At 69.0% G+C, this 25,132-nt stretch carries 25 protein-coding genes and 1 riboswitch; of the genes, 8 read left to right on the forward strand and 17 right to left on the reverse strand.

Annotation, left to right across the window (positions count from 1 at the left end; all coding sequences use genetic code 11):
• The first annotated feature begins 9 nt into the window (after positions 1-9).
• A complete protein-coding gene (locus SK571_RS01665; protein ID WP_319982227.1) occupies positions 10-690 on the forward strand; it encodes an LON peptidase substrate-binding domain-containing protein in 681 nt (226 codons plus the stop codon).
• Here SK571_RS01665 and SK571_RS01670 read toward each other — a convergent pair.
• Positions 687-1,694 carry an alpha/beta fold hydrolase gene (locus tag SK571_RS01670; protein ID WP_406601921.1) on the reverse strand — a complete coding sequence of 336 codons (1,008 nt, stop codon included), beginning with the start codon at positions 1,692-1,694 and terminating at the stop codon, positions 687-689. The genes SK571_RS01665 and SK571_RS01670 overlap by 4 nt on opposite strands.
• 26 nt (positions 1,695-1,720) lie before the next feature.
• Between SK571_RS01670 and SK571_RS01675 the strand changes: the two genes are divergently transcribed.
• Together SK571_RS01675 and SK571_RS01680 are read left to right on the forward strand one after the other, a co-directional pair.
• Positions 1,721-2,965, forward strand: a complete 1,245-nt coding sequence (locus SK571_RS01675; RefSeq protein ID WP_319982229.1) for an MFS transporter — start codon at positions 1,721-1,723, stop codon at positions 2,963-2,965.
• The gene (locus tag SK571_RS01680) at positions 2,962-3,684 is read left to right on the forward strand and encodes a putative hydro-lyase (protein WP_319982230.1); all 723 of its coding nucleotides are present in this window, start codon (positions 2,962-2,964) and stop codon (positions 3,682-3,684) included. Before SK571_RS01675 ends, SK571_RS01680 begins: the two co-directional genes overlap by 4 nt.
• Before the next feature lie 20 nt (positions 3,685-3,704).
• Here SK571_RS01680 and SK571_RS01685 read toward each other — a convergent pair whose 3' ends face one another.
• The 4 genes from SK571_RS01685 to bioD all read right to left on the reverse strand — a co-directional run bounded on the left by SK571_RS01685 (position 3,705) and on the right by bioD (position 6,318).
• A complete protein-coding gene (locus SK571_RS01685) occupies positions 3,705-4,298 on the reverse strand; it encodes a DUF2567 domain-containing protein (RefSeq protein ID WP_319982231.1) in 594 nt (197 codons plus the stop codon).
• A gap of 13 nt (positions 4,299-4,311) precedes the next feature.
• Positions 4,312-4,500, reverse strand: a complete 189-nt coding sequence (bsaP, locus tag SK571_RS01690) for a biotin synthase auxiliary protein BsaP (protein ID WP_266043698.1) — start codon at positions 4,498-4,500, stop codon at positions 4,312-4,314.
• Positions 4,501-4,511: 11 nt separating this feature from the next.
• On the reverse strand, positions 4,512-5,528 hold the full coding sequence (bioB, locus tag SK571_RS01695; RefSeq protein WP_191302858.1) for a biotin synthase BioB: 1,017 nt from the start codon (positions 5,526-5,528) through the stop codon (positions 4,512-4,514).
• A gap of 70 nt (positions 5,529-5,598) precedes the next feature.
• Entirely contained in the window at positions 5,599-6,318 is a 720-nt protein-coding gene (gene bioD, locus SK571_RS01700; protein WP_319982232.1) for a dethiobiotin synthase, read from the reverse strand.
• An 86-nt stretch (positions 6,319-6,404) separates the two neighbouring features.
• On the opposite strand from bioD, the gene SK571_RS01705 reads away from it, so the two are divergent.
• Positions 6,405-6,659: a glutaredoxin family protein gene (locus tag SK571_RS01705; RefSeq protein ID WP_319982233.1), complete on the forward strand. Its 255-nt coding sequence runs from the start codon at positions 6,405-6,407 to the stop codon at positions 6,657-6,659.
• Here the strand turns inward: SK571_RS01705 and SK571_RS01710 are convergent.
• The 4 genes from SK571_RS01710 to dnaE are packed head-to-tail and all read right to left on the reverse strand — an operon-like array spanning position 6,644 to position 13,202.
• Positions 6,644-7,150 (reverse strand): RICIN domain-containing protein, encoded by a 507-nt coding sequence (locus tag SK571_RS01710; RefSeq protein ID WP_319982234.1) that lies wholly within the window; start codon positions 7,148-7,150, stop codon positions 6,644-6,646. The two genes, SK571_RS01705 and SK571_RS01710, sit on opposite strands and share 16 nt — an antisense overlap.
• Before the next feature lie 11 nt (positions 7,151-7,161).
• Positions 7,162-8,424, reverse strand: coding sequence for an adenosylmethionine--8-amino-7-oxononanoate transaminase (locus tag SK571_RS01715; protein WP_319982541.1), 1,263 nt, complete (start codon positions 8,422-8,424; stop codon positions 7,162-7,164).
• 4 nt (positions 8,425-8,428) lie between these two features.
• Positions 8,429-9,643, reverse strand: coding sequence for a cytochrome P450 family protein (locus SK571_RS01720; protein ID WP_406601931.1), 1,215 nt, complete (start codon positions 9,641-9,643; stop codon positions 8,429-8,431).
• A gap of 46 nt (positions 9,644-9,689) precedes the next feature.
• Positions 9,690-13,202 (reverse strand): DNA polymerase III subunit alpha, encoded by a 3,513-nt coding sequence (gene dnaE / locus SK571_RS01725; RefSeq protein ID WP_406601932.1) that lies wholly within the window; start codon positions 13,200-13,202, stop codon positions 9,690-9,692.
• A gap of 304 nt (positions 13,203-13,506) precedes the next feature.
• Here dnaE and SK571_RS01730 point away from each other — a divergent pair, with 304 nt between their 5' ends.
• Positions 13,507-14,346 carry an AsnC family protein gene (locus SK571_RS01730; protein WP_319982237.1) on the forward strand — a complete coding sequence of 280 codons (840 nt, stop codon included), beginning with the start codon at positions 13,507-13,509 and terminating at the stop codon, positions 14,344-14,346.
• 277 nt (positions 14,347-14,623) lie between these two features.
• Here SK571_RS01730 and SK571_RS01735 read toward each other — a convergent pair whose 3' ends face one another.
• Complete coding sequence (locus SK571_RS01735) at positions 14,624-15,385, reverse strand: inositol monophosphatase family protein (protein WP_319982238.1); 762 nt, start codon at positions 15,383-15,385, stop codon at positions 14,624-14,626.
• 23 nt (positions 15,386-15,408) lie between these two features.
• Here SK571_RS01735 and SK571_RS01740 point away from each other — a divergent pair, with 23 nt between their 5' ends.
• Entirely contained in the window at positions 15,409-16,305 is an 897-nt protein-coding gene (locus SK571_RS01740) for a LysR family transcriptional regulator (protein ID WP_319982239.1), read from the forward strand.
• Here the strand turns inward: SK571_RS01740 and SK571_RS01745 are convergent.
• The 5 genes from SK571_RS01745 to SK571_RS01765 all read right to left on the reverse strand — a co-directional run bounded on the left by SK571_RS01745 (position 16,294) and on the right by SK571_RS01765 (position 22,021).
• The gene (locus SK571_RS01745) at positions 16,294-16,890 is read right to left on the reverse strand and encodes an NAD(P)-dependent oxidoreductase (RefSeq protein ID WP_319982240.1); all 597 of its coding nucleotides are present in this window, start codon (positions 16,888-16,890) and stop codon (positions 16,294-16,296) included. The two genes, SK571_RS01740 and SK571_RS01745, sit on opposite strands and share 12 nt — an antisense overlap.
• A gap of 73 nt (positions 16,891-16,963) precedes the next feature.
• Positions 16,964-17,848: an RluA family pseudouridine synthase gene (locus SK571_RS01750; RefSeq protein WP_319982542.1), complete on the reverse strand. Its 885-nt coding sequence runs from the start codon at positions 17,846-17,848 to the stop codon at positions 16,964-16,966.
• Between the two features lie 99 nt (positions 17,849-17,947).
• On the reverse strand, positions 17,948-18,697 hold the full coding sequence (lspA, locus tag SK571_RS01755) for a signal peptidase II (RefSeq protein ID WP_319982241.1): 750 nt from the start codon (positions 18,695-18,697) through the stop codon (positions 17,948-17,950).
• Between the two features lie 23 nt (positions 18,698-18,720).
• Positions 18,721-20,052: an aminotransferase class V-fold PLP-dependent enzyme gene (locus tag SK571_RS01760; protein ID WP_319982242.1), complete on the reverse strand. Its 1,332-nt coding sequence runs from the start codon at positions 20,050-20,052 to the stop codon at positions 18,721-18,723.
• Positions 20,053-20,089: 37 nt separating this feature from the next.
• Positions 20,090-20,204: riboswitch (SAM riboswitch) on the reverse strand.
• Between the two features lie 338 nt (positions 20,205-20,542).
• Positions 20,543-22,021, reverse strand: coding sequence for a potassium/proton antiporter (locus tag SK571_RS01765; RefSeq protein ID WP_319982243.1), 1,479 nt, complete (start codon positions 22,019-22,021; stop codon positions 20,543-20,545).
• 122 nt (positions 22,022-22,143) lie between these two features.
• On the opposite strand from SK571_RS01765, the gene SK571_RS01770 reads away from it, so the two are divergent.
• Complete coding sequence (locus SK571_RS01770) at positions 22,144-23,076, forward strand: M28 family metallopeptidase (protein ID WP_319982244.1); 933 nt, start codon at positions 22,144-22,146, stop codon at positions 23,074-23,076.
• On the opposite strand, the gene SK571_RS01775 is transcribed toward SK571_RS01770, so the two are convergent.
• Positions 23,049-23,615, reverse strand: coding sequence for a TetR/AcrR family transcriptional regulator (locus SK571_RS01775; RefSeq protein ID WP_319982245.1), 567 nt, complete (start codon positions 23,613-23,615; stop codon positions 23,049-23,051). The genes SK571_RS01770 and SK571_RS01775 overlap by 28 nt on opposite strands.
• A 58-nt stretch (positions 23,616-23,673) precedes the next feature.
• On the opposite strand from SK571_RS01775, the gene SK571_RS01780 reads away from it, so the two are divergent.
• A complete protein-coding gene (locus tag SK571_RS01780; protein WP_319982246.1) occupies positions 23,674-24,129 on the forward strand; it encodes an SRPBCC family protein in 456 nt (151 codons plus the stop codon).
• On the opposite strand, the gene SK571_RS01785 is transcribed toward SK571_RS01780, so the two are convergent.
• On the reverse strand, positions 24,111-25,079 hold the full coding sequence (locus tag SK571_RS01785; protein WP_319982247.1) for a hypothetical protein: 969 nt from the start codon (positions 25,077-25,079) through the stop codon (positions 24,111-24,113). The genes SK571_RS01780 and SK571_RS01785 overlap by 19 nt on opposite strands.
• Positions 25,080-25,132 lie beyond the last annotated feature (53 nt).

Raw genomic sequence — 25,132 nt, forward strand, 5'->3', positions numbered from 1 at the left:
GTTGGGCGCGTGGCAGAGACGCTTCCGTTGTTCCCGCTGGGCACCGTGCTGCTGCCTGGGGCGTCCTTGCCGTTGCACATCTTCGAACCGCGCTACCGGCAGCTCGTCGTCGACCTCATGACCGGCTCCCTGTTCGGCCGGACGTTCGGCGTCGTGTGCATCAAGCAGGGCTGGGAGGTGGGCGCCGACAACGTCCACTCACTGCAGGACATCGGCTGTTCTGCCGACCTGCTGGACGCCCGCCCGCTGCCGGAGGGCCGCTTCGACATCGTGACGCGCGGGGTGCGCCGTTTCCGGCTGCTGGACGTCGACACGACGACCGCGCCGTACCTGCTGGCCCACGTCGACTACCTGGACGACGCTCCCGTGCCCGAGGCGGCGCAGGAGGTCGTGCCGATCCTGGAGCGCGGGGCCCGTGCGGCCCACGAGCGGTACTGCGGCGCCGCTTGGCACCGCGAGGACTGGTCGGCGCCCGGGGACGACGTCTCGCTGGGAGACCTGTCGTACCTGCTGGCCGCTGACTGCCTGCTGCCGGTCGAGGATCGGCAGCGGTTGCTGGAGGAGAGGTCGCCGGCTCGGCGGTTGCGGTTGGTGCGGCGGATGCTGCATCGGGAGACCGGGATTCTTTCGGCGTTGAAGGCCGTTCCGGTGCCGTTGACCGAGTTCGGGCACGTGCCGAGCCCGAACTAGCCGAGAAAACCCTGGAACGCGGGCAACACCTGGTCCGGGTGCTCGCTCGGGGTGAAGTGGTCGGCATCTGCCACGAGGACCTTTCCGGCGTGCGGGAGCAGGTCCGCGAGCGCGTGCAAGCCTTCGGTGAGGTAGTCCGGTGACCTGGTGCCGCCGACCAGCAACACCCGGGCTTCGAGAGCCTGGAAGCGCCGCAGGTCTTTTGCGCCCTCCTCCGCGATCCGAATGTCCTGCAAGACGGTCGGCAGGCGGTCCAGCAGGTCCCGTTCCTCGTCCTCGCCCTTGCGCAGAACCGCCGCGAGGAAACGGGTCGGCACGAAACGCAGCGCGCGTGGGCCGAACTCCAGGCCCTTGACCAACGTGATCAAGGCTTCCACGTTCTGGCCCGCCTTCAGCTCCTTCTCGAACCTCGCGACGACCGCGGCTTTGCGTCTGGCCACGGTGATCGGGGGCTCGTAGGCGATGACATGGGTGATGCCAGGCGTGCGGAGAGCCGTCTGCAGCGCGATCACGGCTCCTGAGCTGAGACCCAGGACTCGTTCCGCGCCGGTGGCCGCCAGGACCGCCTGGGCGTCTTCGACCTCGACGCCAAGGCCGTGGCCAGGCGCAGGCGGACCACCGCCACCGCTGCCCCGGCGGTCGAGGACGTGCACGGTGGACTTGGCCGCCAGCGCGTTCGCCAGGTCCTGGAGTTCCGCGGCTTGTTCCATCGGACCGGGGACGACCAGGAGGCCAGGTCCGCTGCCGGTGGTGGTGTGGGTGATGGTGGTGCCGTCGGCCGAGGTGACGATGCCTGCTCCCGATGCTCGTGGCGTGGCGCCCTGATCTGTGCCACCTGAACGCCTGGGTCTCGCGGGTTGTTGAGCCGCGAGCGCGGACCGTTGAGCCGCACCCGCCGACGCCACCCAGCCCACTCCCGCCCGCCGATCGTCGGATCGTTGAATTGTGGCCTTGTGGGATTGTTGAACAATCCTTACCCTGAGTCCCACATCACACTCGACCACTCCTCCACCACGCTGCGAGGTGTCCCATGAGCACGTCCACGACCGAGGACACAGGCCGTTTCGCCTGGTTCCGCAGTCTCGGCCAGAAGGGCAGGCGCGCGTTCGTCGGCGCCTTCGGCGGTTACGGGCTGGACTCCTACGACTACTGGGTTCTCCCCCTGAGCCTGGTCGCGATCACCGGCTACTTCGGCCTCACGAAGGCGGAAGCCGGCCTGCTGGGCACCAGCACGCTGCTGATGAGCGCCATCGGCGGCGCGGTGGCGGGCATCATGGCGGACCGGTTCGGCCGGTCCAGGACGCTGATCATCACGGTGGCGGCGTACGCGTTCTTCACGGTGCTGTGCGGCTTCGCCACGAACTACGAGACGCTGCTGGTCTTCCGCGCGCTGCAGGGGCTGGGCTTCGGTGGCGAGTGGGCCGCCGGGGCGATCCTCGTGGCCGAGTACTGCAAGCCCAAGTACCGCGGGCGGACCGTGGCGTTCATCCAGAGCGCGTGGGCCGTGGGCTGGGGGCTCGCGGTCATCGTCAACACGCTGGTCGCGTCGCTGGCGGACCCGGCGATCTCGTGGCGGATCATGTTCTGGACGGGCGCGCTGCCCGCGATCCTCATCTTCTACGTGCGCCGCAACGTCGACGACGCGCCCGAGGCCAAGGCGCTGCCCAAGGAACGCGGCACGTTCCCGAAGATCTTCCGGGGGCCGATCCTCAAGACCACGCTGTTCGCCGCGCTGCTCGCAACCGGTGTGCAGGGCGGGTACTACACGCTCGCGACGTGGTTGCCGGCGTTCCTGCAGACCGGGCGCGGCCTCACGATCATCGGCACGGGCGGGTACCTCGCGTTCCTCATCACCGGCGCGTGGATCGGGTACGTCTGCGGCGGCTACCTCACGGACTACCTGGGGCGTAAGAAGACCTTCGTGGTCTTCGCGGTCGCCAGCGCGTTGCTGATCGTCGCGTACACGCAGATTCCCAACGGCGCCAACACGTTGGTCATGTTCCTCGGCTTCCCGCTCGGGTTCTGCATGTCCGCGATCTTCAGCGGGTTCGGCAGCTACCTGTCGGAGCTCTACCCCACCCAGCTGCGCGGAACGGGCCAGGGCTTCACGTACAACTTCGGGCGCGCGTTCGGTGCCGTGTTCCCCGGCCTGGTCGGGTTCATGGCGGACCGGCTCGGCATCGGCGGTGCGATGCTGTTCGGGGCGGCCGCGTACGGAATCGCCGTCATCGCACTCATCTGGCTGCCGGAGACGGTCAACAAGGAGCTCGAATGACGACCGCGGGACAGGCGCCGGGACAGGCGCAGGCCAACCTGATCGCCATCCCCAGGGACTGGGCGTACGACTTCCTGCTCTTCACCCACCGCAACCCCAAGCCGTGCCCGGTGCTCGACGTGCTGGACGCGGGCGAGACGGTCAGCGCGCTCAAGCGGGACGCCGACGTGCGCACCCACGCGCCGCGCTACCGGATCTGGGAGAACGGCGAGCTCACAGCGGAACCCGAGAACGCGACCGAGTACTGGCGCGACGACCTGGTGACGTTCCTGATCGGCTGCAGCTTCACGTTCGAGACGGCGCTGGAGAGCGCCGGGGTGCCGCTGCGGCACGTGGAGCAGGGCAAGAACGTCTCGATGTTCGTCACGGACATCCAGTGCAGGCCCGCCGGACGGCTGCACGGGCCGATGGTCGTGTCGATGCGCTGGATTCCGGAGTCCCTCGTGGACATGGCGCACAAGGTCACCGCGCTCATGCCGTCGGGGCACGGTGCCCCGGTCGGTGCGGGCGACCCGCGGATGCTCGGGATCGAGGACGTCGACGCACCGGACTTCGGGGACGCCGTCGAGCACGAACCTGGTGACGTGCCGGTGTTCTGGGCGTGCGGGGTGACTCCTCAGGCCGTGCTGATGAAGTCCAGGCCGCCGTTCGCGATCACCCACGCACCCGGTCAGATGTTCGTGACGGACATGCCCGACTTCGCCTACCGGGTCGGGTAGGCGCCCACGAGGGCGGTGCCTCAGCCGAGGCGCCGCCCCAGGTCGTCGAGGCCGTTCCACGCCGCGCAGCAACCGTAGGCCAGCGCGGCGGCGAGCGGCCACGCCAGAACTCCCCACCACGTCTCCAAAGCCGGCGCCACGAGCAACGTGTCGTTAGGCTTGATCTCCGCCGGGCTCGGGTACAGGCCGCGGGCGAGGCCCCCGCCGAAGTCCTGCGCGAACCACGCCGCGGCGAACGAGCCCGCCGTCATCGCCAGCATCACCACAGGACCGCGCCGCTGCCGCATGAGCCACACCGCGATGCCCGTGATCACACCCGCTCCGAGGCCGATCAGCACGAACACCATCAGCGCGTCGAGCCGGTGGTAGCTCTCCAGGCCGATCGGGTAGAGCTTGTTGTCCTGCGGCGACACGATCTTGAGCTGCGCCGGCGCCAGCCGCGACCAGAGGAACCCGGCGGGGAAGGCACCGATGAACGTCGTCAGCGCCACCACGAGGCTCGGCAGCAGATCCCGCTTCACCACCACCTTCGGCCGTGGCCGGGGGTAGTAGTGGTAGACGTACGGCGGCTCCGGCACGGGTTCGATGCGCACCGGCGCTGCTTTGTCGTCCATTCGCGAGAGGTTACTACCGAGCCGAGGTGATCTCGCCGTGGCGGCTGCAGCGCGCCGCCCAGCCGTCCGGGGTCACCTGGACGACCATGCGGCGCGCGCACTCCGAGCAGTACCGCGGCGGGTCGATCATCGACAGCCGCTGACGGCAGAACCCGTGGTCGCCGTCAGCTTCCTCTTTGCCGCAGAACGAGCAGTACGTCATCTGAGTCGTCGTCACAGGGTCTGGCTCAGCGCCTTGATGGGCATCGACAGCTCTTCGAGCATGTCGAGGTCCTGCTGCGCGGGACGGCCGAGGTTCGTCAGGTAGTTGCCGACGATGATCGCGTTGATGCCGCCGAGCATGCCCTGCTTCGCACCCAGGTCGCCGAACGTCAGCTCACGGCCGCCGGCGAAGCGCAGGATCGTGCGCGGCAGCGCGAGCCGGAACGCGCCGACCGTGCGCAGCGCCTCGGCGCCCTCGACGACCGGGTAGTTCTCGTACGGCGTGCCGGGGTTCGGGATCAGGAAGTTCAGCGGGACCTCGTCCGGCTCCAGCTCCGCGAGCTGCACGGCGAACTCCGCGCGCTGCGCCAGCGTCTCCCCCATGCCGATGATGCCGCCGCAGCAGACCTCCATGCCGGCGTCGCGGATCATCCGCAGCGTGTCCCAGCGCTCCTCCCAGGAGTGCGTGGTCACGACCTCGGGGAAGTGCGAGCGGGCGGTCTCGAGGTTGTGGTTGTAGCGGTGCACGCCCATCGCCACGAGCTCGTCGACCTGCTCCTGCGTGAGCATGCCGAGGGAGCAGGCGATCTGGATGTCGTTGCCGTCCTCGCGGATGGCCTTGATGCCGTCGCGCACCTGCGAGAGCAGCCGCTTGTCCGGGCCGCGCACGGCCGCGACGATGCAGAACTCGGTCGCGCCGGTGTCACGGGTCTGCCGCGCCGCGCGGACCAGGCCGGGGATGTCCAGCCACGCCGAGCGCACGGGCGAGGGGAACTGGCCCGACTGGGAGCAGAAGTGGCAGTCCTCGGGGCAGCCGCCGGTCTTGAGCGAGACGATGCCCTCGACCTCGACCTCGGGGCCGCACCAGCGCTCACGAACCTCGTGCGCCAGCGCCAGCAACTCGGGGATCCGGTCCTCGGGCAGCTCCAGCACCTTCAGCACCTGAGCCTCGGTGAGCCCGACGCCTCGTTCGAGCACCTGCTCACGAGCTTCGTCGAGCACGTCGATCTGTTCTGGTGCTGCGGTCACGGTCTCTCCTCCTCTGTGGCCTGGCGAGCCAGTGTGCCTCACTGAATCCTTCCTCGTGCAGCGATGTAGGTCACTGGACCGCGAATTGAGCCGCGAACGTCTCCGGGTCGAACTCCCCGCCGAACCAGGGTGAGAACGATCTCTTGGCGACGGCCAGGAAGTCCACGGGACCGAGCTTCGTCACACCCTGCGGCAGCGCGCCGAGCAGCGGGGCGCCCGCCGCCTCCGGCAGGTCGGCCAGGTTCGTGAGCGAGGCGAGGTCGGGGTGCAGCGGCCAGCTGCCCACCACGACACCGATCGACTCGAGTCCGCGCCGCTGCAACGCCTCGGCCGTCAGCGCGGTCGTGTTCAGCGTGCCGAGCCCGGCCTGGGCCACGATCAGGACGGGCGCGTTCACCGCCCACGCGATGTCGGCCAGCGTCGAACCGCCCTCGTCGAACCGCACCAGCAGCCCGCCCGCGCCCTCGACCAGCACCAGGTCGTGGGTCTCGTCGAGCGCGGTGACCTCGGCGGCGACGTCCTTGGGGTGGATGGTGGCCATGCCCGCGCGTCTGGCCGCGGTGGCGGGGGCCAGCGGGTCTGGGTATCTGGCCAGCTCACGGGTCGTCACGTCGCCCGCCAGCCGCGCCACCTCCGCCACGTCGCCCGGCTCGCCGGGCAGCAGGCCGGTCTGCGCGGGCTTGAGCACCGCGACCCGTCTGCCTTCTGCCCTGGCCAGCGCCGCGATGCCCGCGGTGACGGCGGTCTTGCCGACCTCTGTCCCGGTTCCGGTGATCACCAGCACGCTCACGAATCCTCACCTTAGAGCGTGACCTACCCCGCGGTCGCGCCGGGCGACCGCGGCGCCGTCTCCGCAGGAGCGGCAAAATACGCGGCATGATTGAGCAACCGATCGTGATGTACGGCGCCGAGTGGTGTGGCGACTGCCGCCGGGCCAAGTCGTGGCTGACCCGCAACAACGTGCCGTTCACCTACGTCGACGTGGAGCACGACGACGAGGCACGCGATCGGGCGATCGAACTCTCCGGACGCAAGAACATCCCCGTCCTGGTGCTGCCGGACGGGGACGTCCTGGTCGAGCCGACCGACACGCAGCTGTCGGCCGCGATCAGCGTTCAGCCCTTGGCGTAGATGCCGATCGGCGCGCCCTCGTAGATACCGGGCGCGCCGAGGAAGCCCTTGGTCGCGACGGGCGTGATGAACAGGTCGCCCTGGTGGTAGACGACCGTGAAGCGCTGCTCGACGCTGCCGGTGCACTGGTACATCTGCACCCGGCCACCCTCCTGGTCGATCTCCTCCAAGGCGATGTCGAGGCACTTGCCGTTCGCCTCGTTGATGACATAGGCCTGCCCGCTGGAATCACCCACGTACTCGTACCGCCACCGCTGTTCGGCGCCGCCGAGGCCGCACGTCCACATCTGCACCTTGCCGCCGTCGCGGTCGATCTCCTCCAGCGCCGCGTCGAGGCACTTGCCGCCCGTTCCCGGCAGGTTGATCGTCCCGCCCCGCCCGGAGCCGTACATCTTGGGAAACGTGATGGGCTCGTCCGCCGCCTGTGCCGGCACCGCGAGACCCGTTACCCCCAGGATGGCCACGCCCAGCGCAGCCGAGAATTTCCCCATGGCGTGGCACATTAGCGGGCAGCGGCGACCACGGCCGCCGCGATCTGTGCAACATCGGCGTCCGTGCTGACGAACGGCGGCATCGTGTAGATCAGGTCGCGGAAAGGCCGCAGCCAGACGCCCGCGTCCACGGCGGCGCGAGTGGCTCGGGCCATGTCGACGGGCTCATGCAGTTGCACGACGCCGATGGCGCCCAGCACGCGCACGTCTCGAACGCCGGGCAACGCGCGTGCGGGCGCGAGTCCTTCGGCGAGGCCGGCGGAGATGCGGGCGACCTCGCGCTTCCAGTCCTGCGACAGCAGCAGGTCGATGGACGCCAGCGACACCGCCGCGGCCAACGGGTTGCCCATGAACGTCGGCCCGTGCGCGAGCACCGGCACCTCGCCCTTGCTGATCCCGTCCGCCACCCTCGTGGTGCACAGGGTGGCGGCCATCGTCAGGTACCCGCCGGTCAGCGACTTGCCCAGGCACATGACGTCCGGGCTGACGTCGGCGTGGCCGGCACCGAACAGCTCGCCCGTGCGGCCGAAGCCCGTGGCGATCTCGTCGAACACCAGCAGCACGTCGTGCGTGTACGCCAGCTCGCGCAGCACGTGCAGGTAGCGCGGGTCGTGGAAGCGCATGCCCCCGGCGCCCTGCACGACCGGCTCGACGATGATCGCGGCGAGCTCCCCGGCGTGTTCCTCGATCAGGTCGGCGAGGTGCTGGACGTACGCGGTGTCCATCTCGGCCGGCGGCGCGTCCGCGAACACCTGCTGCGGCAGGATTCCACGCCACAGCGAATGCATCCCGCCCTCGGGGTCGCAGACGGACATCGGGTTGAACGTGTCGCCGTGGTAGCCGCCGCGCCACGTCAGCAGGCGGCGCTTCTCAGGCCGGTTCTGCGAGCGCCAGTACTGCAGGCACATCTTCACCGCGACCTCGACCGACACCGAGCCGGAGTCGCAGAGGAACACGTGCTGCAACGGCTCGGGGGTGATCTCGACGAGCTTCGCGCTGAGCCTGATGGCGGGCTCGTGCGTGAGCCCGCCGAACATCACGTGGCTCATCCTGCCGAGCTGCTCGGTGACGGCCGCGTCCAGCACGGGGTGGCGGTAGCCGTGGATGGCCGCCCACCACGAAGACATGCCGTCGACGAGCTCACGGCCGTCCGCGAGCTCGAGCCGGACACCCGAGGCCCCTGACACGAGCAACGGCTCCTGGGTGCCCGGCATCGGGCCGTACGGGTGCCAGACGTGCGCCTGGTCGAGCTTCAGCAGGTCGTCCACCCGCAGCACATTAGGCGAGGCGCACCGGCAGGGTGTGCAGACCGCGGATCAGCGTGCTGTCGCGCCACACCAACGTCTCCGGCTCCGCGGCCAGCGTCAGGTTCGGGAACCGGTCGAGCAGCTGCGTCAGCGCCACGTCGAACTCCAGCCGGGCCAGCGGCGCGCCGAGGCAGAAGTGGATGCCGTGACCGAACGCCACGTGCCCCTGCGCGGACCGCGTCACGTCGAGCTGGTCGGGGTTCTCGTACTTCGCGGGGTCCCGGTTCGCCGCGATCAGCGACACCATCAGGATCTCGCCGGCGGGCACCGTGACGCCGCCGAGCTCGATGTCCTCCTTGGTGTAGCGGAAGGTCGCGACGTTGATCGGGCCCTCCAGCCGCAGGAACTCCTCGGTGCTCGCCGGGATCAGCTCGGGACGGTCCTTGAGGATCTGCAGCTGGTCCGGGTTCCTCAGCAACGACAGCACCGCGTTGCCGATGAGGTTCACCGTCGTCTCGTGGCCCGCCACGAGCAGCAGGAACGCCATCGAGATCAGCTCTTCGGTGTTCAGCCGGTCACCAGAGTCGTCGGCGTGCACGAGAGCGGAGAAGAACGTGTCGTCGGGCTCGGCCTGGGCGATGGCCGTGACGTGCTGGAACAGGAAGCCGGCCATCGCGGACGCGGCGGCCTGGACCTGCTCCGGCGTGCCGAAGGCCAGCAGCTGGTTCGACCACTCGCGGAAGTCGTCGCGGTTGTCGATCGGGATGCCGAGCAGCTCGCAGATGACGGTGATCGGCAGCGGGAACGCCAACGCCTCCAGCAGGTCGACCTCGTCGCCGTCGTTCAGCTTGGCGAGCAGCTCGGCCGTGATCTCCTGCACGCGCGGGCGCATCAGCTCGACGCGGCGGGCGGTGAACGCCTTGGTCACGAGCTTGCGCAGCCGGGTGTGGCCGGGCGGGTCCATGTTGAGCATGTGCACGGACAGCGAGGGTTCGATCTCGCGGCGCTGGTCGGTGTCCGGAGAGTGCACGGCCATCAGGTGGCCGCCCTCAGCGATGTTCTTGCTGACCCTGGGGTCCGTGAGGGCGATCTTCGCCTCGTCGTACCGAGTCACGAGCCAGACCTTGAGCCCACGCGGCATGCGGACTTCCTGCACGGGCCCCTCGGAACGCAACATGTCGTGCGCTTCGTGCGGGTTCTGGACGTAGTCGTCGGGCAACTGCGTGAGTGTCGTCACCTCACCCAGTTAACCCCGTTCACTCATTGCTCGCCACTATTTCGGTCCTGGGCCTCTAGCGGTGGATGGTGATGCCGCGGATGGTCTTGAGGTCACCGAAGAGCGACGGCGTCGTGTTGACCCGGAAGTTGCCCACCACCATCATCTCCTTCGACTTGTCGCGCTTCTGCACCTCCAGGTGCACGGCGACCTGACCCTCGTGCGACTTGAAGACGCTCTTCAGCTCTTCGATCAGCTCCGGCGTCAGCGTCTTGGTCTGCAGCCCGAGGACGAGGGGCGGATCCGCGCCGGGGTTCGCCTCCGCGTCGCTGATGTCGAGCGGGACGACCCCGTCGCCGAAGATCGCCATCTTGTCGTCGCGCCAGTTCACCCGGCCCTTCACGCACACGGCGGAGTCGAGCTCCAGGTCGTCGCGCAGCACCTCGTAGGACTTCGGGAAGAACAGGACCTCGATGGACGCGTCCAGGTCCTCGATGACCGTGATCGCCCACGGCAGGCCGTTCTTGTTCACCCGCCGCTCGATCGACGAGATCATGCCCGAGACGATCAGCTCGCCCTCCTTGGGCGGATCGTCGAGCACGACCGCGATCGGCCGCGGCGCGTACTTGCGCAGGATCCGCTCGGCGCCGTCGAGGGGGTGCGAGGACACGTACAGCCCCAGCATCTCCTTCTCGAGGCTGAGCATCTGCTTGCGCGGGTACTCGTCGGTGCCGAACTTGAGGTGCGCGAGCGGTGAGGTGCTGTCGTCCTGGTCGTCGGCGCTGTCGCCACCGAACAGGTCGAACTGCCCCTCCGCCTCCTTGCGCTTGATCGGGACGACGGCGTCGACCGCGTCCTCGTGCACCTGGATCAGCGAGAGCCTGGGGTGGCCGAACGCGTCGAACGCGCCGGCCTTGATCAGCGACTCGATCACGCGCTTGTTGCAGGCGACGAGCTCGGACTTGTCCATGAAGTCCGTGAAGGACGTGTAGGCGCCCTTCTCCCGGCGGGTCTTGATGATCGACTCGACGACGTTCGCGCCGACGTTGCGGATCGCGCCCAGGCCGAAGCGGATGTCCGTGCCGACCGCGCTGAAGCGCAGCGCCGACTCGTTGACGTCCGGCGGGAGGACCTTGATGCCCAGGCGGCGGCACTCGGCGAGGTAGACCGCGGACTTGTCCTTGTTGTCGCCGACCGACGTGAGCAGGGCGGCCATGTACTCGGCGCGGAAGTTCGCCTTGAGGTACGCCGTCCAGTACGAGATCAGGCCGTACGCGGCCGCGTGCGACTTGTTGAACGCGTAGCCGGCGAACGGGAGGATCGTGTCCCACAGCGCCTGGATGGCCTCGTCGGAGAACCCGCGCGGGTCGTTGCGCATGCCCTCCCGGAAGCCCTCGAACTCCTTGGCCAGAACCTCGGCCTTCTTCTTGCCCATGGCCTTGCGGAGCACGTCCGCGCGACCCATCGAGTAGCCCGCGACCTCCTGGGCGATGAACATGATCTGCTCTTGGTAGACGATCAGACCGTGCGTCTCGCCGAGGATCACCTTGAGCGGTTCCTCGAGCTGCGGGTGGATCGGCTTGACTTCCTGGCGGCCGTTCTTGCGGTCCGCGTAGTCGTTGTGCGCGTTCACACCCATCGGACCGGGGCGGTACAGCGCGCCGACCGCGACGATGTCCTCGAAGGTGGTCGGCTGCATGCGGCGCAGCAGGTCGCGCATCGGCCCGCCGTCCAGCTGGAACACGCCGAGCGTGTCACCGCGGCCGAGCAGCGCGTAGGTCTCCGGGTCGTCGAGCGTGAGCTTGTCGAAGTCCGGGACCGCGTCCTTGCCGCGGTTGGCCTCGATGTTCTCGATCGCGTCGCCCATCACCGTGAGGTTGCGCAGCCCGAGGAAGTCCATCTTCAGCAGGCCGATGTTCTCGCACGACGGGTAGTCCCAGCCGGTGATGAACGAGCCGTCGTCGCGGTACCAGAGCGGGATGGACTCCGTGAGCGGGTCCTTCGACATGATCACCGCGCAGGCGTGCACGCCGGCGTTGCGGATCAGGCCCTCGAGACCGAGCGCGGTGTCGAAGATCTCCTTCACCTGCGCGTCGGTCTCCAGCAGCGACCGGACCTCGGCGGCCTCGCCGTAGCGGGGGTGGCTCTTGTTGACGATGCCGTTGAGCGGGATGTCCTTCGCCATGATCGGCGGCGGCAGCGCCTTCGAGATCTTGTCGGCGATCGCGAAGCCCGGCTGGCCGTGGTGCACGCGCGCCGAGTCCTTCAGCGCGGCCTTCGTTTTGATGGTGCCGAACGTGATCACCTGGGCGACCTTGTCCGCGCCGTACTTCTCGCTGGCGTAGCGGATCATCTCGCCACGACGGCGGTCGTCGAAGTCGATGTCGATGTCGGGCATGGCGGTGCGCTCGGGGTTCAGGAACCGCTCGAACAGCAGGCCGTGCGGGATCGGGTCGATGTTCGTGATGCCCATCGCCCACGACACGGCGGCGCCCGCGGCCGAACCACGGCCGGGACCGACCCGGATGCCCACGCTGCGGGCGTAGCTGATCAGGTCGGCGACGATCAGGAAGTACGCCGGGAAGCCCTTGTCGATGATGACCTGGGCCTCGAAGTCGCAGCGCTTGATGTACTCCTCGGGAACTTCCTTGCCGGCGAACCGCCACTCGAGGCCGCGCCGGATCTCCTTGCGGAACCAGGAGGCCTGGTCCTCGCCCTCGGGGACCTCGAAGTTCGGGATGCGGTCCTTGACGGTCCAGATGTCCTCGTAGGACTCGACCATCGACGCGACCAGCAGCGTGTTGTCGCACGCCTCCGGGAGGTCCTTCCAGATCTCCCGCATCTCCTCGGACGACTTCAGGTAGTAGCCGTCACCGTCGAACTTGAACCGGTTCGGGTCGGTCAGCATCTTGCCGGACTGCACGCAGAGCAACGCGGAGTGCGTGTCCGCCTGGTCCTTGGTGACGTAGTGGCTGTCGTTGGTGGCGAGCGGCGGGATGCCGAGCTTCTTGCTGATCTCCAGCAGGCCGTCGCGGACACGGCGCTCGATCTCCAGGCCGTGGTCCATCAACTCCAGGAAGAAGTTCTCCTTGCCGAAGATGTCGCGGTAGTCGGACGCGGCCTGGAACGCCTCGTTCACCTGGCCGAGCCGCAGCCGGGTCTGCACCTCGCCGGACGGGCAGCCGGTCGTCGCGATGATGCCGTCGGCGTGCTGCGAGACGAGCTCGCGGTCCATGCGGGGCTTGTAGTAGTAGCCCGTCTTGCTCGCCTCGGTGTGCAGCCGGAAGAGGTTCCGCAGGCCGTCCGCGTTGCGCGCCCACATCGTCATGTGGGTGTAGGCGCCACCACCGGAGATGTCGTCGCTGCGCTGACCGGGATCGCCCCAGGCGACCGGCTTCTTGTGCAGGCGGTTGTGCGGGGCGAGGTAGGCCTCGATGCCGATGATCGGCTTGATGCCGGTCTTCATCGCCGTTTGGTAGAACTCGTCCGACCCGTACATGTTGCCGTGGTCACTCATACCCACAGCCGTCATGCCGAGCCGCTCGGCTTCCTCGAACAGCGGGGCCACCTTGGCCGCGCCGTCGAGCATCGAGTACTCGGTGTGCACGTGCAGGTGCACAAACGAGTCCGCCACCGGCAACCCCCTTGTATGGCAAGCGTTTTAGCGCGAATGAGGGGAATGGGAAGGCCCCTGGCGCTCGTCGAGACTAGCCGACTTGTTCCGGCTCAAGAAGCCGACCCGCCAGGGAACCGAAGTTCTCCCGCCACAGCGAAAAAGGGCGCATCATACGCCCTTCGGCGGCCCTGGATGGCGCACGACAGCGCACGTTGTCTTGATCTCGATCGGGTACGCGGTGACACGGAGATCCAGAGCGACGGGTAGCGTTTCTTTCGTGGTGCCCCCCGATCCCGTAGACGCCCGCCTGCTCGCCGTTCTCGCCGAGTCAGGTCGCGCCGCCGTGCACGAGATCGCCCAGCGCCTGGGCATGGACCCGCGCGAGGCCGCCATGCGCCTGATCACCCTCTCCGGCAGCGGACTGCCGTTGCTGGTCGGGGTGGAGTGCGACCCGAACGGCGTGCGCAGGGCCCTCGCGAACGCCGCCGCCTACGGCAACTACATGGGCGGCCCGCCGTCCGGCCCGTACGCGGTGCACCAGAGCGGCCCCCACCCGGTCCAGCAGCAGCCCTACGGCCCGCAGGCTCCGGTCAGCCAGCCGTTCCCCGCCCAGCAGCCGCCGCAGGCGACGTGGGGCCCGCCCCAGTCCGCGGGCTGGGTGCGCGCGGACCAGCCGCAGCCCAAGCCCGTCGTCTCGCGGACCGGCAAGATCGGCTCGGTGCTGGAGGCGGACAGCCTCGAAGGCGCCCGCCTCACCATCCAGCTGGTCGAGGTCGTCGACCCGGCCGACTTCCTGTTCACGGCGGCCGGTTACAAGCTCGCCGAGGGCGAACGGTCCGTGGTCGTGCACACCGAGGTGACGAACACCTCGCAGGTCCCCTACACCTCGCTGCCGGACATGTACCTGGTCCTCGTGACCAAGACCGGTGAGACCGTGACGAAGGCGCCGGTCTCGCTGTCCTCCCGGCCCGCGCACAAGCTCGGCGTGCAACCGGGCGAGACGGCGGGCGGGCACAGCGTGTTCGTGCTGCCGGACGAGACCCAGGTGATCCAGGTCCGCTGGAGCGTGCGTCCCGAGGTCGACCTGAACACCTTGGTCTGGACCGTCGAGGACTAGTAGAGCGTCGCGGCTAAGTTGTGCTCCGTTGAGCAGGGCAGAGGGCTGGGCGGTGTGGTCGCTCGTTACCGACAGCCTCGTATGGTCGCGCTCTCACGCACATTTGCCGCCGAGTTGGCGGTAGAAAACTGTCGGCGCAATCGTTTGCTGATCACCTTAAGTACCGCCAACCGTGCAGGTGACGGCCATGAGCGCGCGATCTTCATGATCGAAGCTCGGCCACCTGCCGACGTCCCTCCCGCTCGTCACTAATCCAAGAGTTAGCTGCGACACACCACTAGAGCACCTCCAGGGCCGCCGCGTGCACGCCCGGCGCGGCCGCCAGGTACTCACGGCTGGTCAGCTCCCACGGCTTGCCGTCCAGATCGGTGACGACACCGCCCGCCTCCTGCACGAGCAACACACCTGACGCGTGCGCGCGCACGTTGTCGTACTGCCAGTGCAGGTCCATCCGTCCGGCGGCGACCTGGGCGAGCTGGTGCGTGACCGGCACCGAGATCCGGACGTAGAGGGCCTGCTTCGCCATCGCGCTGTAGGAGGCACCGACCCGGTCGGCCATCTCCGGTCCCTGACCGGGCTGGGCCTGGCCGGTGCCCGCCAGTGCGCCGTCCAGCGACGTCTTGTCCGAGACCGTCAACCGCACGCCGTTCAGGAACGCGCCGCCGCCTTCGGTGGCCGTGAACATCTCGTCGAACAGCGGGAAGTACACGATCGCGAGCACCGGGCGGCCGTCGCGGACCAGGCTCACCCCGATGTTCCAGTCGGTCATGCCCTGGACCGCGTTCATGTTGCCGCCGACCGGGTCGACGAGCCACCACTCCCCGGAGTCCAGGGGGCCGGAGCCGTGTTCGTCGTCGAGCCAGCGCGCCTGTGGGCGGATCTCGGCCAGTTCCGCCCTCAGCAGGTCGACGACGGCGGCGTCGTTGGCTTGGACGGCTGCAACGAGTTCCGTGAGAGAGGACGTGCGGGATTCGCTCGAGTAGCGCTTCAGCATCCGCTCTCCGGCACGGCGGACGGCGGCGGTGGTGGCGGCGAGCACGGTTTCCTCCAAGATTGGCTGTTATGCAAGCGGACCTGAACCTGCTGACGGTGCTGGACGCCCTCCTCGAAGAGGGCAGCGTGATGGGGGCGGCCGAACGGCTGCACCTGTCGTCCCCCGCGGTCAGCCGGACGCTCGGGCGGATCAGAAAGGTGACCGGCGACGACATCCTGGTGCGGACCGGCCACTCCATGACGCCCACGCCGTACGCGCTCGGGATCGCCGACGAGGTGCATCGGCTGGTGCGGCAGGCCAACGCCGTGCTGGCGCCGAGCCGTGAGCTGGACCTCGCCGAACTGGAGCGCACGTTCACGATCCAGTGCCACGACGCCCTCGCCTCGTCGGTGGTGCCCGCGCTGATCGGGCGGATCGCGGAGCAGGCACCGGGCGTGCGGCTGCGGGTGCTCGCCGAGCACTCCGCCGACACCGACGACCTGCGGCACGGGCGGGTCGACCTGGAACTCGGCGGGGGCACACCCGAACTCCCCGAGTTCCGCTCGGAGACGCTCGGCACCGACGCGCTTGCGGTGGTCATGCGGTCCGGACATCCGTGTGCCGAACTGGATCTGCGCGCGTACGCCGCCTATCCGCACGTGGTGGTCTCACGACGCGGCCGGCTGACCGCTCCGATCGATGACCTGCTGGCCGCGGAAGGGTTGCGGCGCAAGGTGATCGCGACCGTGGCGACGGTGCACTCGGCGGTGCAGATCGCGGCCGCGAGCGATGCCCTGGTCACCACCACGGCGATCTTGTGCCGGCCGTTGATCGAGGCGTTCGGGCTGGTCACCCGGCCGCTGCCCACCGAGTCGCCGGAAGCGCCGATCAACTGCAACTGGCACCAGCGCTACGACTCCGACCTCGCCCACGCGTGGCTGCGCGACCAGGTGCGGACGATCGTTCCCGACGTTCTAGCCCGCTAGTGGCAGGGCGACCGCGCCGGAAAAGCGCGGGGCCTCGGCCTCGTCGAGCATCGCGGCGGCGACGGTCTCCCGGCTGACCTCGGCCCCGAGGTCGAACGGCGGCGCGGCGTCCAGGCCGACGGTGCGGCCGGGGCCTGCCGGTTCGTCGGTGAGCACCCCGGCGTGGAAGACCGTGCCACCGGCGGCGAGGACGGCGTTGTCGGCCTCGACCTTGTCCGGGATGCGGTCGCCGAGGAACTTCCACAGCACGGCGGCGCCCTCGCCCGCCGCCTCGGCCGACGCGCCCGTTCCGTAGGTGCCGAGCCAGATGATCCGGCGCGGCCCGGCGGCGATCACCGCCTTGGCCCCGTCCGTGAGCACACCGGGGCGGTCCGTGCCCAGGCCGGACAGGACGACGGTGTCCGGGTCGACGACGATCGAGGCCGGATCGCTCACGTCGCCCGCGACCTTGCGCAGGTTCGGGTGGTCGAGGGCGATCCGTCGCGGGTCGCGGGCGATCGCGGTGACGGTGTGGCCGCGCTCCACCGCCTGGCGGGTGAGGGCGTGACCGGTCCGGCCTGAGGCCGCGAGAATTGTCAGGTGCATGCAGAAAACGCTATTGAGCACACCGGTTAACATCAAGTGCAACCTCGTCAACCGGTGATTTACCCAGACGCAATCAGCCTTCTTCGCGCAGCTTCTCCAGCGAGATGGCCAGGTCGTCCGGGTACTCCGACGTGTACGACACCCACTGCCCGTCCGCCGGGTGGTGGAACCCGAGCTGACGCGCGTGCAACCACTGCCTCGTCACGCCGAGCCGCTTGGCCAGCGTCGGGTCGGCCCCGTACGTCAGGTCGCCCACGCACGGGTGGTGCAGCGCCGAGAAGTGCACACGGATCTGATGCGTGCGCCCGGTCTCCAGGTGCACCTCGACGAACGACGCCGCGCGGAACGCCTCGATCACCTCGTAGTGGGTGATGGACGGCTTGCCGTCCTGCATCACGGCGAACTTGTAGTCGTGCTTGGGGTGGCGGTCGATCGGAGCGTCGATGGTGCCCTTGATCGGGTCCGGGTGGCCCTGCACGATCGCGTGGTAGACCTTGTCGACGGTCCGCTCTTTGAAGGCGTGCTTCAGAGCCGAGTACGCGGACTCGGACTTCGCGACCACCATCACGCCGGTCGTGCCGACGTCGAGCCGGTGCACGACGCCCTGGCGCTCGGCGGCTCCGGACGTGGCGACGCGGTGGCCACCGGCGAGGAGCCCGCCGACGACGGTCGGCCCGGTCCAGCCCGGCGACGGGTGTACGGCGACCCCGACGGGCTTGTCGACGACGATGATGTCGTCGTCCTCGTGGATGATCTTCAGACCCTCGACGGGGATCGCCTGGACGGTGATCGGCTGCGGCGGCGCCGGCAGCGTGATCTCCAGCATCGACCCGGCGGTGAGCCGGTCGGACTTGCCGACGACCCGGCCGTCGACCAGCACGTCGTCGGCGTCGGCGATGGACGCGATGACGGTGCGGGACAAGCCGAGCAGCTTCGCGAGACCGGCGTCGACGCGCATGCCGTCCAGACCGTCGGGAATGGGCAGCGTTCGGTATCCGCTCACGCGGGGCCTCGACCTTCTTCTTCTTGCAGAACCTGCTGAAACTACCAGGAGCGGCTACTTCGACTCCTGCAGACCGTCCTGCTCCACGAGCGGCTCGGCGTTCTTGTGGACGGTGCCGTCGTAGTCGTGCTGCAGCAGCGCCAGAACGATGATCGTCACACCACCGCCGACGATCGCCATGTCGGCGACGTTGAACACCGGCCACACCTGGCCGTACGGGTCGAACAGCGACAGGAAGTCGACCACGTGGCCGCGCATCGGGCCCGGCTCGCGGAAGAGCCGGTCGGCGAGGTTGCCGACGGCACCACCCAGCACCAGGCCGAGGCCGACGGCCCAGCCCTGCGAGCGGAGGTTGCGCGAGATCCAGACGATGAACCCGGCGACGCCGAACGCGATCAGCGCGAGGATCCACGTCATGCTCTCCGCCATGCCGAACGCGGCGCCGGGGTTGCGGACGAACGTCAGGTAGAGCACGCCACCGAACAGCTTGATCGGATCGGCGCCCTCGAGGAACGCGACGGACACGACCTTGGTGAGCACGTCGAGGGCCAGCACGCCGGCCGCCAGGATCGCGAGGATCTTCGTCCTCGGTTCCGGCAGCGAACCGGAGATCGAACCGGCGATGGAGAACTCGTCGTCGTCCTCCGCCTTCGCGGGGGACTCCGCGGGTTTCTCCCCCGCGTCCGGCTCCTCGACCACGATCGCGGGCGTCGCGACCGTCTCCGGGTCGCTGACCTGCGCTTCCGCCGGCTTGTCAGCGACCTCCCCGGAGGCTTTCTCCTCGGCCTTGGACTCGTCACTCACCAGGTCATTGTCCACTACAGGGACTACGCGAGGAACGGCGGCAGGGTTCGGTTGTCGTCCTGCGGCACCCAGCGGCCGTCGCGCTGCTCGTAGGTCCACTTCGGACCCTCGGTGACCAGGGTGCGCAGCGCGGCGATCAGACGATCGACGTGCTCGGCCGTCGTGCCGAGTCCGATCGACGCGCGCACGGCACGTTCCTCGTGCGATCCGGCCTGCTTGACCAGACGCCCCACGATCACGTGCGCGCAGAACGCTCCGTCGCGCACACCGATGCCGTACTCGGCGGACAGCGCCGCCGCGAGGAAGCCCGCGTCGAAGCCCGAGATCGTGAAGCTCACGACGCCGACCTTGTCCGCGTCGGCCAGGATCGCCAGCTCGCGGAAGCCGGGGATGGTGCGCAGGCCGTTCTGCAGGCGGGTCAGCAGTTCCTGCTCGTGCGCGACGGTCTGCTCCCAGTGCCGCGACAGGATCTCGCAGGCCGCGGCCAGCGCGTGCACGCCGACGACGTTCGGGCTGCCGGCCTCGTGCCGCTCGGGCACCGCGGACCAGGCCACGCCGAGGCGGTCGCCGTGGTCGGTCACCTTCGACGTGGCACCGCCACCGACCAGGTACGGCTGGGCCTGCTGCAGCCAGTCCGCGCGGCCGACCAGCACACCCGCGCCGAACGGCGCGTAGATCTTGTGTCCGGAGAACGCGATGTAGTCGACGCCCAGCTCACGGGCGTTGATCGGACGGTGCGGGGCGAGCTGCGCGGCGTCGAGCGCGATGCGCGCGCCGTGGCGGCGGGCGACCTTCGCGAGCTCGGCGACCGGCCACAGCTCCCCCGTGACGTTGGACGCCCCGGTGACGATCACGAGCCGAGGGCCGACCGGGGCGGCGGCCAAAGCCCGGTCCAGTGCAACCACTGCAGCACCGGACGAAGACGGAGCGGGAACACGCTGAACGTTCGGACCGCGCCACGGCAGCAGCGCCGCGTGGTGCTCGCTGTCGAACAGCACGACGGCGGTGTTCTTGGGAACGCTGCGCGCCAACAGGTTCAGCGAATCCGTGGTGTTGCGCGTGAAGACGACGGCGTCGGAGGAGTGCGCCCCGACGAACCTGCGGATGCGGTCGCGGGCCTGCTCGTAGACGCGGGTCGAGACCTGCGAGGCGAACCCGGCGCCGCGGTGCACGCTGGCGTACCAGGGCAGCAGCTCGTCGACGGCGTCGCGGACCTCCTGCAGACAGGGCGCCGATGCCGCGTGATCGAGGTTGGCGTAGGTGACGCGCTCTCCGGTGACCAGGGGAACACGCAGGTCGGCGCCGACGACAGCCGGAACGGAAGTGGTGGTTCCAGGGGTGATCGCGAGCGTCATCGAGCTGCCTCCGAGGCCAGGGGCCCCGCCCAGCGAAGGCCCGCGCTTGACCGGCGCCCCACGCGCCGGACCAGGTCCTCACCAAGGGCACCCCACCGCGGTTGGAGGGTTGCCGGCCAGCAAGCTTGGGCTTGACGCTGGCTCTCATGACCTGCCGACGACGTTAGCGGAGGGTGACACTCCCGTCGACACCCGATTCACATGCTGAGAAGCCTCGGAGACCGACTAGTAGAGCGTCGCGGCTTAGCTGTGCTGCGTTGAGTCGCGCACGGGGCTGGGCGGCCTGGTCGGTCGTTACCGAAGCCCGGATGGTCGCGCGCTCACGCACGTCGCCGCCGAGTTGGCGGCAGAAAACTGCCGGCGCAAACGTTTGCTGATCACCCCAACTACCGCCAACCGCGCAGGTGACAGCCATGAGAGCGCGATCTTCATGATCGAAAATCAGCAACCTGCCGCCATCGCTATCCCAAGAGATAGCCGCGACGCTCTACTAGTCGCCGGTCTCGCCCTTCCACCTGGCGTAGCGGCCGGCCCTGTCGACGGCACGTACGCGCCGCTCAGCAGCGTCACGCACCTCTTCGGTGGTGACGATGAGCAACTGGTCGTCCGTCTGCAGCCTGGTCGTCGGTTGTGGCGTGAAACTCTTCCCCGAGCGCACCACGAGGCTGACCGTGGCTCCGGTCGGCAGCCGCAGTTCGGACATGTAGACGCCGTGCAGCTTCGACCCGCGCTGGATGTGCACCTGCAGCAGTTCGGCCCCGAGCTCGTCGAGCGGCGAGGCGTCGACCTGGACCTCCTGCGCCTCCCCCGCCTTCACCAGCCCGAGCCGCCGCGCGAGGAACGGCAGCGTCGTGCCCTGCACCACCGTCAGCACGATGACCAGCAGGAACACCACGTCGACCAGCTCGCGGGCACCCTCGACGCCCTGGATCAGCGGGATCAGCGCGAACACGATCGGCACCGCGCCGCGCAGCCCCGACCAGGAGAGGAACGCCTGTTCCCGCCAGGGCACCTTGAACGGCAGCGAGGCGAGGACCACCGACAGCGGCCGGGCCACGAACGTCAGCACCACGCCCGCGACCAGCGCGGGGAACAGCACGTCGAGCAGGCGCGACGGCGAGGCGTAGAGGCCGAGCAGCACGAAGAGCCCGATCTGGGCGAGCCAGCCGAGGCCCTCGGCGAACGAGAGGGTGTCGGCGCGGTGCGGCAGGCGGGCGTTGCCGAGGACCAGCGCGGCGACGTACGTGGCGAGGAATCCGGAGGCGTGCAGGAGGTCGCCGGCCGTGTAGGCCATGACGCACACCGCCACCGTGGCGAGCGGGTACAGACCGGTGGAGGGCAGCGCCGCGCGTCTGAGCCCGGCCCCGCCGAGGTACCCGAGGGCCACGCCGATGAGCGCCCCCGCGCCCAGTTCGTAGATCACCAGCAGTGGCGCGGTCCAGGAGATCTGGTCCGAGGAGGCCAGCAGCACCACGGCGATGTAGACCGGCGCGTCGTTGAGGCCGGACTCCAGTTCTAGTGCGCCCGTGAGCCGTGCGCCGACGCCTAATGAGCGCAGGACGCTGAAGACGGCGGCGGCGTCGGTGGACGACAGGACCGCGCCCCACAGCAACGCCATCCGCCAGTCGAGGCCCAGCAGGAAGTGCAACGCCGTTCCGGTCACCGCCACGCTCACCGCGACGGCCACTGTGGACAGTGCGACGCCCAGCCGCAGGGAGGACCTCACCGCGCTCCAGCGGGTGGTGATGCCGCCCTCGGTCAGGATCAGCACCAGCGCCGCGATGCCGAGGGACTGGGTGAGGTCGGCGTCGTCGAACCTGATGCCGACGACGGACTCGCCGAGGACCACGCCGATGCCCAGGTACAGCAGGAGTGAGGGCAGGCCGAGGCGAGTCGACACCCGCACCGCGATCACGGAGATCAGCAGTACGGCAGCGCCGATGCCCAGAACGACCGTGACGTCACCCACCTGGACCATTCTGGTTGATCACCACCGATTCCGACGAATCCGACTATCGCCTCTACCGGGCTCATGCACGGAGGAGCATGTTGATCAGTGGCTCAATCCCTAACCCTGCACGGAGTTGAACCATGAGGATCCTGATCGCGCTGGCGGCCGCCTTGATGGTGACCGGAGCGACCACTGCGCAAGCGGCGGCACCCGCGGCTCTCGCCGCACCGAACATCAACGTCGCGAACGTCCAAGCACACCTCAACCAGTTCCAGTCGATCTCCAACGCCAACGGCGGCAACCGCGCACACGGACGACCGGGGTACCTGGCCTCGATCAACTGGGTGAAGAGCAAGCTCGACGCGGCCGGCTTCGCGACGCGCGTGCAGTCGTTCACCTACAACGGCGCCACCGGCTACAACCTGATCGCGGACTACCCCGGCGGCGACCTGAACAACGTCGTCATGCTGGGCGGCCACCTCGACAGCGTCACGGCGGGCCCCGGCATCAACGACAACGGCACGGGCTCCGCGTCGATCCTGGAGGTCGCCCTCCAGATGACGGCCACCGGCTTCCGGCCGACCAAGCACGTGCGGTTCGGCTGGTGGGGCGCGGAGGAACTCGGGCTGCGCGGCTCGACGTTCTACGTGAACTCCCTGTCCACGACCGAGCGGTCGAAGATCAAGTCGTACCTGAACTTCGACATGACCGGCTCGCCGAACCCCGGCTACTTCGTCTACAGCGCCTCCGGTCAGCCCTCCGGTTCGCTGGCGCTGCAGCAGTCGTTGCAGGCGGGCTTCCAGTCGAAGGGCGTCGCGACCGAGCTGACCAGCGTCGGCGGCCGCTCCGACCACGCGGCGTTCGCCCGCTCGGGCATCCCGGTCGGCGGCACCTTCACCGGCGCCGAGGGCATCAAGACCTCGGCCCAGGCGCAGAAGTGGGGCGGTACGGCCGGCCAGGCCTACGACCGCTGCTACCACCGCTCCTGCGACACCACGTCCAACGTCAACGCCACGGCGCTCGACCGCAACGCGGACGTCATCGCTCACACGTTGTGGGCCGTCGCGTCCTGATCTGATTTCTGCGTGAGCACCTGCACGGCCTCGTCGAGCACCGGTTCGACGAGGCCGGGCAGGGTCGCCCACATCTGCACCTGCCCCAGGTAGAGGCTGAACGCGATGAGCGCGCGCTTCTTCGCGTGCTCGTGGTCGAACCCGAGTTGCTCGAACAGCTCGGTCAGGTAGCCGATCCGCTTCACGGTGACGCGCTGGAGGACCGGAGCGATCACCTCGTGGCCGGCGCCCGCCTGCAGTGCCATCTCCACCGACCCCTTGCGGGTCTGGTCGAGCACCACGGTGAACAGCGTCCTGAGCTTCTCGTGCGGGGTCCTCCCGGACTCGGCCAGCTCGATGACCTTCTCGGTGTGCTCCCGCTCCCACCGCTCGACCGTCGCCTTCAGCAACGCCTCCCGGTTCGGGAAGTGGTGGTAGACGCTCCCCTTCGTGGCTCCGGCCCGCGCCGCCAGGGGCTCGATCGCGACGGCCTGGAGCCCGCCTTCGGCCAGCGCTCTCAGCGCTATCTCAGTCCAGTCGTCACGATTTCGCCGCACCACGGTTCCATACGCTAGCGTACGTTCCAGGAACATACGGAAGCGTATGGAGGGGATTCGCATGATCAAGAACGTGCACACCCGCGACCTCGGCGTGCCCGCAGGCCCGTTCGTCGAGCGCGTCCAGGAGCTCTGGCCGCCGGCCTGGGGCAAGCAGGAGTTCGACCGCCCGCTGGGCGTCGGCGCGGACGGCGGGCACGGCCCGATCCGCTACCGCTGCACGGAGTACGTCCCCGGCGAGTCGATCACCTTCGAGTTCACCGACATGTCGGGCAGCCACACGCTCTCGGCGTCGGGCACGGTCCTGCGGCACGAGCTGATCGGCCGGTTCGGCCTCGTGGACCGGCTGCGCTGGGCGCTCGCGATCAGGTGGCTGCACGACGCGTGCCTGGAGGACCTGTTCGACGCCTGCGAACGAGCAGCGGGCCGGGAACCGAAGTCCCCGGCCCGCTGGTCGTGGTACGTGCGCCAGGTGCGGCGCCTGTTCACCCCGAAGCGTCAGCCACAGCGCGCGTGACGCGGCAGGAGGACACCGTCCTTGCGCGCGGCGCCGTAGACGTCACCGTTGTCGGCCAGCACGGATCCGTACACGCTGGGCGGGGTGTCGAGCTGACCCGGCGCCCGCCACACCGCGTTGTGCTCGTTCGCTCCTGAGACCTTGCCGAGAACGTGCCCGGAGGCGTTCGCGTCCACCGGGCCGGAGAACTCGGGGAAGGTGCGCACGATCTCGCCGTCCAGCCCCCACTCGACGACGGTGCTGGGCTGCTGCCCGTCGTGGGGCGCCGACCTGCCGAAGATCCGGCCGTTGCGGATGAACCCCACCTCCGCCCGGTGGTCCCCCGCCAGCGGCTCCAGCGTCGTCCGGTTCCCGTCGCGGTCCCAGACGTGGCTGGACCACTTCTCCGGCGGTCCGTACTCCATCGCGACCACGTTGCCGTCGTCGTCGATGCCCTTCACAACGCGATCAGGCCCGTTGCGGGTGTTCGGCAACTCCCGGGGTGTCGTGGATCCGGCCGGCCACACCACGAGCGGGCCGCGAGAGCCAGACACACCGGCGACGTCGCCCCCGTTGTTGATGTGCTCGCCCCACGACCAGGAGGTGCCGGGAGCCGGTTCCAAGCGCTCCCGGACACCGTTCTCGATCCGGTAGCCGGCGTCACCGACGTTGCTCAACAGGACACCGGAGTCGTTGACATCGCCGACCGTTCCCAGCTGCGGGATGAACTCACCGGTCGGCATTCCGTTGCGCCAGACGAACGTGCCCTTTTCGTACGAGGCGTTCTCACCGTATCCGAGCACCCATTCGCCGCTGTCCGACGCGGCGTACACGCTGTAGAACGCGACCCCGGCCGGCACCGGCAGATCCGTCGTCTCCCATTCACACACGACGGCGGCGTGTGCGGCAGGCGAACCCACCACACACGCCGCCAGGAACGCCGTGCCCAACACCAGTCCTCTGACCTTCACCATCGCCCCCTCTCAGGCGACGGCGACGCTAGGGACGAGTGCTCACATATCGA

Source organism: Lentzea kristufekii (assembly GCF_033949925.1).
In the GTDB taxonomy this organism is placed as follows: domain Bacteria; phylum Actinomycetota; class Actinomycetes; order Mycobacteriales; family Pseudonocardiaceae; genus Lentzea; species Lentzea kristufekii.

Coding starts and splice junctions, on each gene's coding strand:
- SK571_RS01680 (WP_319982230.1), top strand. CDS start 2,962: ATGACGACCGCGGGACAGGCGCCGGGACAGGCGCAGGCCAACCTGATC.
- SK571_RS01705 (WP_319982233.1), top strand. CDS start 6,405: ATGATTGAGCAACCGATCGTGATGTACGGCGCCGAGTGGTGTGGCGAC.
- bsaP (WP_266043698.1), bottom strand. CDS start 4,500: ATGACGTACTGCTCGTTCTGCGGCAAAGAGGAAGCTGACGGCGACCAC.
- SK571_RS01745 (WP_319982240.1), bottom strand. CDS start 16,890: ATGCACCTGACAATTCTCGCGGCCTCAGGCCGGACCGGTCACGCCCTC.
- SK571_RS01675 (WP_319982229.1), top strand. CDS start 1,721: ATGAGCACGTCCACGACCGAGGACACAGGCCGTTTCGCCTGGTTCCGC.
- SK571_RS01750 (WP_319982542.1), bottom strand. CDS start 17,848: ATGCGCGTCGACGCCGGTCTCGCGAAGCTGCTCGGCTTGTCCCGCACC.
- SK571_RS01710 (WP_319982234.1), bottom strand. CDS start 7,150: ATGGGGAAATTCTCGGCTGCGCTGGGCGTGGCCATCCTGGGGGTAACG.
- SK571_RS01685 (WP_319982231.1), bottom strand. CDS start 4,298: ATGGACGACAAAGCAGCGCCGGTGCGCATCGAACCCGTGCCGGAGCCG.
- SK571_RS01770 (WP_319982244.1), top strand. CDS start 22,144: ATGAGGATCCTGATCGCGCTGGCGGCCGCCTTGATGGTGACCGGAGCG.
- dnaE (WP_406601932.1), bottom strand. CDS start 13,202: ATGCTCGACGGCGCGGCCAAGGTGGCCCCGCTGTTCGAGGAAGCCGAG.
- SK571_RS01740 (WP_319982239.1), top strand. CDS start 15,409: ATGCAAGCGGACCTGAACCTGCTGACGGTGCTGGACGCCCTCCTCGAA.
- SK571_RS01760 (WP_319982242.1), bottom strand. CDS start 20,052: ATGACGCTCGCGATCACCCCTGGAACCACCACTTCCGTTCCGGCTGTC.
- SK571_RS01780 (WP_319982246.1), top strand. CDS start 23,674: ATGATCAAGAACGTGCACACCCGCGACCTCGGCGTGCCCGCAGGCCCG.